Annotated in this window: 11 protein-coding genes and 1 pseudogene; 9 read left to right on the forward strand and 3 right to left on the reverse strand. The window is 68.2% G+C overall.

Annotated features, from left to right (window positions below):
* Positions 1–19: 19 nt before the first annotated feature.
* Entirely contained in the window at positions 20–2,176 is a 2,157-nt protein-coding gene (locus J7I98_RS42730; protein ID WP_214928972.1) for an LAETG motif-containing sortase-dependent surface protein, read from the reverse strand.
* Between the two features lie 389 nt (positions 2,177–2,565).
* Here J7I98_RS42730 and J7I98_RS34360 point away from each other — a divergent pair, with 389 nt between their 5' ends.
* From J7I98_RS34360 to J7I98_RS34390, 7 genes are all read left to right on the forward strand, one after another.
* The gene (locus J7I98_RS34360; RefSeq protein ID WP_214928973.1) at positions 2,566–3,096 is read left to right on the forward strand and encodes a hypothetical protein; all 531 of its coding nucleotides are present in this window, start codon (positions 2,566–2,568) and stop codon (positions 3,094–3,096) included.
* A gap of 89 nt (positions 3,097–3,185) precedes the next feature.
* A complete protein-coding gene (locus J7I98_RS34365; RefSeq protein WP_214928974.1) occupies positions 3,186–3,611 on the forward strand; it encodes a DUF6153 family protein in 426 nt (141 codons plus the stop codon).
* Between the two features lie 87 nt (positions 3,612–3,698).
* Positions 3,699–4,328, forward strand: a complete 630-nt coding sequence (locus J7I98_RS34370; protein WP_214928975.1) for a DUF305 domain-containing protein — start codon at positions 3,699–3,701, stop codon at positions 4,326–4,328.
* 188 nt (positions 4,329–4,516) lie between these two features.
* Complete coding sequence (locus J7I98_RS34375) at positions 4,517–4,699, forward strand: hypothetical protein (protein WP_251021614.1); 183 nt, start codon at positions 4,517–4,519, stop codon at positions 4,697–4,699.
* A 152-nt stretch (positions 4,700–4,851) separates the two neighbouring features.
* A complete protein-coding gene (locus J7I98_RS34380; protein WP_214928976.1) occupies positions 4,852–6,096 on the forward strand; it encodes a serine/threonine-protein kinase in 1,245 nt (414 codons plus the stop codon).
* Positions 6,093–6,716 (forward strand): RICIN domain-containing protein, encoded by a 624-nt coding sequence (locus J7I98_RS34385; protein WP_214928977.1) that lies wholly within the window; start codon positions 6,093–6,095, stop codon positions 6,714–6,716. The genes J7I98_RS34380 and J7I98_RS34385 overlap by 4 nt, the downstream gene beginning before the upstream one ends.
* A 115-nt stretch (positions 6,717–6,831) precedes the next feature.
* Positions 6,832–7,335, forward strand: a complete 504-nt coding sequence (locus tag J7I98_RS34390) for a pyridoxamine 5'-phosphate oxidase family protein (RefSeq protein ID WP_214928978.1) — start codon at positions 6,832–6,834, stop codon at positions 7,333–7,335.
* Positions 7,336–7,893: 558 nt separating this feature from the next.
* Here the strand turns inward: J7I98_RS34390 and J7I98_RS34395 are convergent.
* Both J7I98_RS34395 and J7I98_RS34400 read right to left on the reverse strand, forming a co-directional pair.
* The gene (locus tag J7I98_RS34395) at positions 7,894–8,337 is read right to left on the reverse strand and encodes an ATP-binding protein (protein WP_214928979.1); all 444 of its coding nucleotides are present in this window, start codon (positions 8,335–8,337) and stop codon (positions 7,894–7,896) included.
* A 174-nt stretch (positions 8,338–8,511) separates the two neighbouring features.
* On the reverse strand, positions 8,512–9,252 hold the full coding sequence (locus J7I98_RS34400; RefSeq protein ID WP_214928980.1) for a GntR family transcriptional regulator: 741 nt from the start codon (positions 9,250–9,252) through the stop codon (positions 8,512–8,514).
* Positions 9,253–9,338: 86 nt separating this feature from the next.
* Here J7I98_RS34400 and J7I98_RS34405 point away from each other — a divergent pair, with 86 nt between their 5' ends.
* Both J7I98_RS34405 and J7I98_RS34410 read left to right on the forward strand, forming a co-directional pair.
* The gene (locus J7I98_RS34405) at positions 9,339–10,427 is read left to right on the forward strand and encodes a DUF1152 domain-containing protein (protein WP_214928981.1); all 1,089 of its coding nucleotides are present in this window, start codon (positions 9,339–9,341) and stop codon (positions 10,425–10,427) included.
* A 388-nt stretch (positions 10,428–10,815) separates the two neighbouring features.
* Positions 10,816–10,991, forward strand: a pseudogene (locus J7I98_RS34410) (IS5/IS1182 family transposase); the annotation flags it as partial.

Below are 10,991 nucleotides of genomic sequence, written 5' to 3' on the forward strand. Positions count from 1 at the left end.
TGTCGCATGTGCGGGTGACTCAGTCCTGGAGTGCCCTGCGTCGGCGCATCCACCACACGGCGGTGCCGCCCGCGGCGAGGAGGACGGCGGCGAGGCCCGTGATCAGGCCGACCGGTGTGTCGGAACCGGTGTCGGCCAGGTCGCCGTCCGGGTCGGGCCGGTTGGCGTCCGGCTTCGTCCCGCCCGGGTTGCTGGTGTTGGTGGGGTCCGGCCCCGGGGTCGACGGGTTGTCGGTCGGGCTCGGTGTCGGCGTGGGCATGGGCCCGTCGTCGTCCCCTCCGCCGCCGGTTCGGGTGTCGGCGCCGCCTCCCAGGAGCAGAAGATTCTCCCTCTCGGCGTCGTCGGCCATGGAGTCGGCGGCGAACTTCGCGGTGCGCGGCAGGTGGCGGTGCCGGGCGGTGAACTCGATCTTGGTGGTGTTGCGCTTGGGAGCCTTGGAGAAGTCGACGCCGCCCATGACGCAGGTCTTGTTCTGTCCGTCGACCTCGCAGGGGTAGGAGTAGTCGCCTTCGGTGAAGGACTTCACGTAGGCGTCGAAGGTCTGCTTGGGCTTCCAGTCCTTGTTGGCGCCGCGCAGCGGCCACTTGGTGACGTTGTTGCTGTTGATCACGGGCCGGTAGTCGGTGGCCGTCTTCCGGTCCTGGGTGCGGATCCACTCGGCGGCGACCCGGGCGGTGTAGGCGCGGCGCAGGTCGGCGTAGGCGGCGCCGGTGTTCACCTTCTTCTCCACCTCGGGGATGATGTGCCGGTTGACCAGGCGCTGTGAGGTCTTGCGCTGGGCGTCGGTGAGTTCGCAGTCCCCGTTGGGGCTGGGGGTGTCGACGCTGGAGGCTACGGACTTGACCTTCAGCGGGGCATCGAGGATGTAGAGGCCGCCGTCCTCCTCACGGACCTTCGCCGGTTCGGGGACGATCCAGTTGCGCACGACCGTGCCGCAGGGGATGCCCCGGGCGGTCATGGCGTCCCAGTAACGCTTGCCGGGCTGCTTGCGCGGGTCCATGAGCTTGGCGTAGTCGTGCTTCATCTCCAGGTCGGCTTCGAGCAGTACGCGGCCTGCGTCGGTGGTGCCGAACTTCTTGTCCATGATCCGGTCGGGCTCGTCCGGGTTGAGGTTGACCCAGAACTTGTCCGGAGTCAGGGCGAGCCAGGTCAGGAAGGAGTCGGAGATGAGCTGGGACTTCGCCTTCCCGCCGTAGCCCAGACCCTCTTCCTCGTCCACCTTCCTCGCGGAGAAGGCGTACGGCAGGCCCTTGCCCTTGACGGGCGTGCCGACGTAGGAGAGTTCGAGGGTGGAGAAGTTCACACCGCCGGCGCCCCGGCCGCGGTTGCCCATGGGGTCGTTGGCGCGGATACGGTCCATCCGCTCCTTCATGTCCCTCGGGGTGGCCGCGGAGCCGTCGATGACGCGGGAGGCGCCGCCGGAGGCCCGGTTGTTGCCGCCCGGGGAGAGGTTGGGGTCGGGCTTGGAATACTTCCCGCGCGTGTAGTCCGGGTTGCTGTTGGAGCGGTGCTCATAGGCGGTCACCCGGGGACGTCCCGTGTTGTCCATCCCTGCCGACTTGGCGAGCTCGCCCAGGTAGCGGCTGGTGGCCCTGTCCTTGGACTCGCCGTTGACGTAGGTGATGCGGGCGTTGCTGCGCTTGAGGTCCTCCAGGAACGTCTTGTTGGCGAAGTCCTGCTTGGTGTCCCTCGTGGGCCCGGCCTTGAACTCCATGAACTGGTTGGTCTTGTAGTTCACCGCGTCGAACTTGCGGACCACCGGCTTGCCGTCCTTGTCCAGAACCGGCTTGCCGTTCTTGTCCCGGACCTGAACTTCTTCCTGGCACAGCCAGTCGGGGCCCAGGAGCCCCATGTCCTTGACGACCTTCCGCTCGAAGAACCAACCCTTGCGGTTGTTGTTGTTCGGAAGGATCCAGGCGTCCTTGAGCCACTTCTCAAAGCCGCCGTAGCGGGTGTCCTTCCAGTCGTTGCGTGCCAGGTAGTCCCGGTACTGCGCGTAGACCCGGTCGGGGCTGTTCTTGGGGTACGTCTTGTAGTCGTCGTCGAGGTCTTCCAGGAACGCGCGCTGCTCCTGGAAGTGCCCTTGAGGGTCAGGCCGTCCATGGACTGACGCGGGGCATCGAAGTTGTACGAGTCCCAGTACCTGGGGTCGCGGACATGGATGTTCTGGTCCCACGGGAAGTTCGAGCCCGGCCGACCGGTCAGCTTGAACGTGTCGTCACAGCGCTTGCCCTTCGCCGCGTACGCGGTGCCGGACAGGCCGTCGATCCCGGGCAGGCCGGTGAAGGTCAGCACCCCGGCGCAGGACAGCGCGAGCACGGCGCGCGTCCACATACGCCGCGGGCGCAGCGGTATTCGATTGGTCACGGGTTCTCCATCGGGAGCCCTGAGTACAGAAGGCATGCGGCGCCAGGGGCCCCCGTGACACGTGTGGCGCCGCAACTGCCTTACCGTAACGACCTGTTGGGGCGACGCAGCGTGGTATCGGCCGCGCGTTGCCGGATCAACTCGCTTCGCTCACAGGAGCGTCACGGCCCTGTGAGCACCTGCTTTTAGGGTGATTCGATGGATGACATCGACACGCCCGCATGGGCGGACAACCCCCGCCTGAACGCATGGTTGGCCACCCAGCAGGCTGCCTTCCCCCAGTGGGCCGCCGACCACGGAGGCGGCTGGGACTTCAGCCCCGAATCGCTGGGCCGGCTCGAAAAGCTGATCCGCAGCCGGTTCACGACCTGGGAGGAAGCCGACCAGGCACGCGACACCGTCCTCATGTCGGTAGCAACCTGGTACCTGGGCGAAGTCCAGGTCCGCCACTGCGGCGCCTCATGGCGATGCGTCCCGGACGAACCCGACGAGCCACCTGTGGCGGGCGGCTACCCGCTCGTGACCATCGCCCGCGAGCACCTGACCGACACCGAACGCGACCTGCTCGACGCAGACGACGCCGAGGACGATGACGACCTCCCCTCCGTGCCGCTCATCGATCCCGCGGCCAAGATCCGCTCCCTGTGCGCCAACCCCCACAGGCACCTGACCGACGTACTCGACTGGTACGCCCGGTTCACGGCGTGGCGCCGTAGCGTGGCGGGCTGACGCCGGTTACTGCTCTGCGCCGAAGCGGGCCACGGCCGCGGGCATCCCGCCGTCGTGGAGGCGGCGTAGCCCCTGCGTAGGATGCGGGCATGAGTCAGCAGGCGTTGCGCACGGCCCGGCCCGGTGGGGCGCGGGCGTACGTGCTGCTTGTGCTGGCCGTTCTGGTGGGCGTGGTGGCCATGCACGGCCTGGGGCCTGCCGTCCCAGTGCCGACCCACGCCATGCCGGAAGCACGCCACGCCGTCGCGGCGGCGGCCGCGTCGCACGCCGACGCGACGGGCTGTGACGACTGCGTCCACGTCGATCACGACGGCGGCAGTACCGGCGGACACGCAGAGCACGCCGACGCCACTTGCGCGGCCAGTGGCACGAGTGGGGCGCCCGCACTGCCTGACCTGTCTCCGGTCGGAGTGGTCACCTGCCCTGCGGCCGACGTGCCCGGCGCAGGTCCCGCGGCGACGCTGGGCGGACGTGCCCCGCCCTCATTGAGCGAACTCCAACTCCTGCGCATATAGGGCAGCCCCGGTGTGCCCCGGCCCCTTGGCCGGAGCCGCCGCTGAGAGCCATGCCTGATTCAGCGCACACACAGGAGTCGCACCACCATGACCGCACACCGTTCCCTGATCCGTCGCGCCGCCGCCGCGGCAGCCGCGGCCACCGCCGCCCTCGTACTCGCCGCCTGCGGCGGAAACAACGACAGCTCGGCCGGCCACAGTGGCCACAATGCCTCCTCTCCGACCGCGTCGCCCACTGCCGAGCAGGGTGAGCACAATGCTGCCGACGTCACCTTCGCGAAGGGCATGATCCCCCACCACCGGCAGGCCGTAGAGATGGCCGCACTGGCCGAGAGCCGGGCCCGGTCCGCCGAGGTCAAGAAGCTGGCCGGAGAGATCAAGAAGGCGCAGGCCCCGGAGATCAAGACCCTGTCCGGGTGGCTCACCTCCTGGGGCGAGGAGGTCCCTAAGGAGGACGAGAGCGCAGAGCACGCCGGGCACTCCATGTCCGGGATGATGACGAACGACGAAATGGACAAGCTGGAGACGTCCTCCGGCAAGGCGTTCGACACCGCGTTCATGGAAATGATGATCAAGCACCATGAAGGCGCGATCGAGATGGCCGAGACCGAGCAGTCCGACGGGGCGTACAAGCCCGCCAAGGACATGGCCGGCAACATCATCGACTCGCAGAGTGCCGAGATCACCCGCATGAACAAGCTGCTCGGCAAGAGCTGACCACTGCGGCCTCACGCACCTGCAGGCCGCCGACACCAGCGACACGTTCTACGAGTCGAAGGCACCCCGGGGATGTTCAGGACTGTCCCCGGGGTGCTGAGCCTTCAAGCGCCCCGGTCCCCGCCCCCACCCGTCCGACCTCGGGCGCCGGACTGCGCACGCTCACCACCGAGGACCACAACCACGCAATGCTGCGCATGATCGACCAGATCGAGGCGAGGCTGAACCTGCTGCGCATGACAGCCCCGGAGAGGCTCACCGCCACCGGCGTCGACCTCGAAGCCGCCCCGGCCGTCTTCGAGGCGGCCCGTGCCGCCGTCACCGACGGCGCTCTCGGGTACGCCCTGCTCGTCGCGGTGAAGTCGCCCTGAAACACATGCGGCCATCAGCGCGACCGGGAGGATGTCAGTCCGTCCGGGCGGGCCGCGTGCCCCGGCCGCCGGGCTTTCCCCAGTTCTCCTACCTCTACGCTTGTGCCCTCCAGATTGTGAATTGACGAACAGTTACAGGAACGGGGACTGCGGTGACGGCGGGGGAAGCGAACGGCGGCGAGCTGATCGGGAAGGTACTCGGGGGGCGTTACCGGGTGACCGCGACGGTCGGGCGCGGCGGTATGGGCGTGGTCGCCCGGGCGGTGGACGAACTGCTCAACCGAGAGGTCGCCGTCAAGATCCTGCGGGCCTACACCGACGCCTCCGCGACCGAACTGGCCGATCTGCGAACCCGGATGCAGCGGGAGGCACAGGCCGCCGCCCGAATACGGCACAGCGGCGTGGTCACCGTGCACGACGTGACCGAGGAGGAGGGCCTGCCGGTCATCGTCATGGAACTTGTCGACGGGCCCTCGCTCGACGATGTGCTGACGGAACGCGGCACGCTGGACCCGCGCGAGGCCGCGGCGATCGGCGCCAAGTTGATGGACGCGCTCGACGCCGCGCACCGGGCCGGTGTACTGCACCGGGACGTCAAGCCCGGAAACGTGCTGCTGGAGCGCGGTGGCCGGGTCGTGCTCACCGATTTCGGCATCGCCAGCATGGAAGCCTCCGACGACGACGCCATGGCCAAGCTGACCCAGAGCGGTCAGATCGTCGGCTCCCTCGACTATCTGCCGCCGGAGCGCGCGCAGGGCAGGGAGCCGGATCCCGCGTCGGACATCTGGTCGCTCGGCATGACGCTGTACGCCGCGGTGGAGGGCACTTCGCCGTTCCGCCGCACGTCCGCGTGGTCCACGTTGGCGGCGATCGTCACCGAGCCGCTGCCGGAGCCCCGGCGGGCGGGACCGCTCACGCCGGTGCTGCAGGCGCTGATGGCGAAGGAGCCGGAGAACCGGCCCACCGCCGACCAGGCGCGCGAGATGCTGGAGCAGGTGGCCGCGGGCAGCACGGTGAACCTCGCGCCGTCGGCCCTCATCCCTACGCCGACGGAGGCCATTGTCCCGACGCCGCCGCCCGGGTTCGGTGCCGCGCCGGCTCTCCACCAGGCTTCCCCGCAGCCTCCGCACACCGGCTATGCGCCGCCCGGCCAGCCGCACACTGTTCCGCATTCCGGCACACCCGTCGCGGGCCGCGCTCGCGGCAACCGCCGCTCCGCGGCCGGCCGTGCGCGGCGCCGCAGCCGTACCGTCGTCGCAGCGGCGGCCGCCGCCGTTGTGCTCGCCGGAGGCGGTGTCACGTACGCCTTGATAGGCGACCACGACGGTACGAGTGACGAGGTGCAGGCGGCGCCGCTCGGGGTCAGCTCCCCGGGGGCAACGCGATCACCGGCATGAACTCCCCGAGCGCCTCGTCGTCCGCGAGCTCCCACGGGAAGCCGTCCGGGGCGCCCTCCCAGCGGCCGGGCGAGGACGACGACGGCAAGGACAACGACAGCAAGGGCGACGACACCAAGAACAGCGAGACGGGCCCCACGAAGACGCCGAGCAGTGATGGTGGCGGCGCGGCCCCGCACTCGTCGGCCTCTCCGACGACCAACCCCAGCGCCGTCTACCTCAGCTACGACTACAGCGCGCTCTGCGCCGGTGCGGGCAACAAGACCACCAACGGTTCGAAGGTCATCCAGTGGGGATGCACCAACGCCCAGGACGAACGCTGGGTGTTCAAGGACGCCACCGACTCCAACGGCAAACGCGCCTACTTCCTGCAGAACGCGTACTCGGGCAAGTGCATGGGCCCCGCGTCGAGCCTCGCCAACGGCGCAGGCATGATCCAGTACACGTGCAACGGCGCGGTCGACCAGAAGTGGTGGTACGACCCCGGCACGCGCGAACTGCGCAACGTCTACTCCGGCAAGTGCCTCGGCCTCGGCTCCAACGCGACCAAGGGATCCCAGCTGATCCAGTGGACCTGCAACGGCGCAGCGGACGAGAAGTGGTCGAAGACGGCGCGCTGAGCCAAACAGCCGACCGACCTCAGGGGCACCAGGCACCGGCCCTGGTGCCTCCACGTGCCAGGCAGCACGGGTCGGCGTGGTCGAGGACCGACCCCTCCGGCGTACGGTTGGCCACGTGGAAGCTTTGCCTGTTCCCGTGGCCGAGGCGCCGGTCATGTTCGGTGTGCAGATGCAGCCGGGGGAGTTGCTGCCCTGGACGTGGGCGGTCGAGCGGCTGGTCGCGGCCCGCACGTACTGGATCGCCACGACGCGCCCCGACGGCCGGCCGCACACGCGTCCCGTCTGGGGGGTCTGGCTGGAGGACGGGTTCTGGTTCAGCACGGGGTCCGTCGCCCGGCTCAGCCTGCCCCGTAATCCGGAGATCACCGTGCATCCGGACGACGGTGACCGGCCGGTGATCGTGGAAGGCACGGCGGAGGCGGTCTCGGGAGTGCGGGCACTGGCACGGTTCGTCGCCGCGTACAACCCCAAGTACGACTGGGACATCGCTGCGACCAATGACGGCGTCGCCGACGGCTCCGGCGCCGCCGGGCCTGCGTTCCGGGTCCGGCCCCGGCTGGCCTTCGGCTGGGACTCCGAGATGCGGGCCCCTACGCGGTGGCGGTTTCCCAGCACGTAGAGGGGCTCGCACAAAGCTTCGGTGGCAGCCGCGCCCCTCACTGCGGCCTTCGTTGGACATGTCGTGGGAGGGTCCACCGTGACTGATCGCGGCTGAGGTCTCGGCCCCGACGACGCTGATCACTGCTCAGACGCCCTGGCTCCGCAGGTGGCCCAGGGCATCTGCGATTGCCAGGTCGTACTGATCCTTATCGTCCTCCAGCGAGACATGACTCTGACCGCGGCCTCGGCCATGTCCGCAGGGAGGCCAGCAGTACGGAGCGTCTCGGCGATGTCCGGCATCTCAGGGCCCAAAGCCAGGCCCGTGCTGCCACGCTGGGCAGATAGGCGGGCTTCATGACCTCCGCCTCGGCCATGAGCTGGTCGCCGACTCCGTAGGCGTCGCACGTGCATGAGCGACGCCGGCGAATATTTGGGCGACCGTCGGGTAGTCGGCGAAGGCCATCTTCAAACGACGACGGTTCGAGCCTTGCGCCATCCGCCCGTAGGTGGAGCACCGGACCAAATCACCTGGCCAAGTAGCCGAGCCTCCGTCCATGGACCGGAAGAACAACCCTGCTCAGGGCTTCCAGGCACCATCCACCAGGAACGAGACCATCGTTCCCCCGAACCGGCTCGGGCCTGCACTCCATGAATCGGCAAGAGCGTTGACCAGGCACAGCCCTCTGCCGTGCGCTTCATCGGCAGCGGCACACCGCATCCGCACCTGGGCCGGAAAGCCAGGGTTGTGCACATCGACTCGCAGCGACTCCCCCACGCGCCACCAGTCCACCCGAACGCGCCAGGGCTCCTCCGCTTCGCCGTAGAGAATGGCGTTCGTAACCAGTTCGGAGATCATCACCAGGCACTCGTCCATCGAGCAGTTCAGCTCGTACGGGTCCATGAACTTCCGGAACCAGCGTCGAGCCCGCGATACAGACTCGGGTACTGGATACAGGGTCATGCTTCCGATCGAAACGGGTTGGTCGCCCGCCGTCCACCGGCCCCCAGCGGCATCGCTCATACGCGTCACCTCTCCCTACCGGTGCCGTCACAGTCCGGACGGCGCCACTTGGACGTGGTACGGGCGCGACGTTCCGTAACTCCACGCCCGCCCCTGAGTGGCCTTAGCCACTTACTGGATGGTGGCATTGGCCACTCAGTGTGGCAAGCGATTCACGGAGAGAGACGCAACTGTCTAGCCGATCGGGTAACCGTGCTCGAACGCCCAACGGCCAGGCGGATAAGTCGCCTCGGCGAACTCAAGCGGCCGATCCCGCAAGTCGTAGACGGCGTGATGGACGATCAGCACCGCTGAACCGGACACCAACTCCAGGTCTGCCAACTCTTCTTCGGTCGCCAGCCGGGCACACATCCGGTCCTCGGCATAACTGCCCTGACGGCCAGTCATGCCCTCGATGTACATGAGCGTGCCTTCCCGGATCCGGTCCGGGTCAAGGAGCTTCGGCGCATGCTCCGCCACATCGGCACCGAACCAGGATGTGGAGAGAGCGATGGGCCCAGACTCATCCTTGGTCACTCGTCGGCGGTGAACGGCACGGGTCCCAGGTGCCAAACTCAGCGCTTCAGCAACGTAGTCGGGAGCCTCCAGCCAGCCCGCGGAGGTAATCACCGCGTACTCCCCAGGCGTATAGATCTTGCCTGTCTGCTTGGCACGGCCGTACAGCTCGCGCGCGCGGCGATTCACTTCCAGCCGACGGACGTACGTGCCCGATCCCTGCCGCTTCTCGACGAGGCCCTGATGGCTCAGCGCTTCCAGCGAGCGGGCAGCCGTCGGCCGTGACACATTCCAGTCAGCTGCCAACTGCCGTTCCGACGGGACCTCGTCACCGGGCCGCAAGTCGCCCCGCAAGATCTGATCGCGGATGTAATGCGCGATCTGCAGGTACTTGGGCTGGGCCTCTTCAATCTTCGGCAACCGAACCCCTCCCCCATCCCGTAGGTGGCTATTACCAGTGGCCACTATAGGTGAACGGCCAGCCTCGCAGCCGTACGCTGGTGCGCGTGACGCGCTTGATCGTGGCAGCAGGAGGAGGGGGCGACGCAGTCGCCGCCTCGATGCTCCACGCCGCTCTCTACCGCGAAGCCAGCCCGGCGGTGATCTTCACGTACGCGTGGGACCGCCTCTTGATCGACCCGGTACCCGGCCCCCGAGGGCCGGCCAACTTCACCGGCCTCAGCCCGCTCACCAAGAGCGTCCAAGCCGTACCGCCTGACGCGAAGCCCGTAGCCCCAGCAGGCTCGACCCTTCCCAGACTCGCCGCAGAACTCCGTCAGACACTCGCACTCATCGACCCGCACCACGGGGCCGAGGGCATCACCCGCCAGCTCGAAGAACTCGTGGAGCACTTGTCCCCCGAGTCGATCGACCTCCTGGACGTCGGCGGCGACATCCTCGCCCGGGGCGACGAGCCCACACTCCGCAGCCCGCTCGCCGACGCACTCACGCTCGCAGCATGCTGCCAAGTCAACACGCCCGTAAGACTCTTGGTTGCCGGCCCGGGCTTGGACGGCGAACTCCCCGCTGACGTTGTGCGCGACCGCATGGGTCCGTCCATCCTGACGCTCACGGCCGGAGACGTCGCGCCGATCAGCTCGGTACTGGAATGGCACCCGTCCGAGGCCACGGCCATGCTCGCGGCCACGGCCCGAGGAGTCCGTGGCCTGTGCGAAGTCAGAGACGCGGGCCTGCCGGTCCCGCTCACCGACGAGGGACCCACCGTTCACGAAGCCGACCTGGACACTGCGCTCAACCGCAACGAGCTCGCCCGCGCAGTCCTCGCGACGGAAAGCCTTGACGCAGCCGAGCAGCACAGCCGTGAAGTCTGCGGATACTCGGAGATCGACTACGAGCGGAAGAAGGCCAGTCGGCTCGGCAACAAGCTCGAACAGCAGCTCGATGCTGAAGCCACGCTCCGCCAACTCGACCAGTTCCAGGCCAAGGCCCGCAGCCGCGGCATCACCCATACGACGTTCCGCCGTATCACCGAAGCCCTCGGCCTCAACGGCAGCCAGCGCCAGGACCTCAGAGACCTGCTTCTCAACCGCCGTTCAGAGCAGTACGCGGCACCCCTGTGGCGCATCACCCCCTGAAAGCACCCGCCCAGGGGTGTCCTGCGCCCCATGTGGACCACTTCAGCTAACGCCCAAGGAAGTCACCGAGCGGATGTCCGAGCTCCATGCGGATCAAGGCCCGCGCACAGCGCGGGCTCGCGCCGCCTCTGCAACACGGCCCTGCCTCCTGCCTCCGCCCCGGCTAGCTGCGCCCGTCGGCGTGCTTACGTGCGACGGGCAGAAGTTGGGGAAACCCTTCCGAGACTCGGGCGGTCGCCTCCACGGCTTAGCCACTTCCCCGGTTCGGGTCTCGCGTCGAGCAAGACCAGGGGCCACTCGTTCAAATTCCAGGCGGGATCACAGCCTGCACGAGTTGCCGGCTAAGGGCTGTCCCGTAACTGCTGGTCACGGGTGAGATGATCTTGGTGTGGCTGGTGTGATCACGGCGTCGGAGCCGTCTTGGATAGCCCCGTTCGCCGGGCTGAGCCCGCGCTGTTTCGGGAAGCTGCTGACCGTGCTGCGGCGCGAGGGTGCGGATGCCGTCCGCAAGGGCCGGCCGTGGAGCCTTCCGCTGGAGGACCGGGCTCTGCTGGTCGCGGCGTA

Source organism: Streptomyces sp. ISL-98 (genome assembly GCF_018614055.1).
Taxonomy (GTDB): Bacteria; Actinomycetota; Actinomycetes; order Streptomycetales; family Streptomycetaceae; genus Streptomyces; species Streptomyces spiramyceticus.

What these genes read in the sequence shown, in the direction of transcription:
- J7I98_RS34360 (WP_214928973.1), top strand. Translation starts at nt 2,566, where the DNA reads ATGGATGACATCGACACGCCCGCATGGGCGGACAACCCCCGCCTGAAC.
- J7I98_RS34365 (WP_214928974.1), top strand. Translation starts at nt 3,186, where the DNA reads ATGAGTCAGCAGGCGTTGCGCACGGCCCGGCCCGGTGGGGCGCGGGCG.
- J7I98_RS34370 (WP_214928975.1), top strand. Translation starts at nt 3,699, where the DNA reads ATGACCGCACACCGTTCCCTGATCCGTCGCGCCGCCGCCGCGGCAGCC.
- J7I98_RS34375 (WP_251021614.1), top strand. Translation starts at nt 4,517, where the DNA reads ATGCTGCGCATGATCGACCAGATCGAGGCGAGGCTGAACCTGCTGCGC.
- J7I98_RS34385 (WP_214928977.1), top strand. Translation starts at nt 6,093, where the DNA reads ATGAACTCCCCGAGCGCCTCGTCGTCCGCGAGCTCCCACGGGAAGCCG.
- J7I98_RS34395 (WP_214928979.1), bottom strand. Translation starts at nt 8,337, where the DNA reads ATGAGCGATGCCGCTGGGGGCCGGTGGACGGCGGGCGACCAACCCGTT.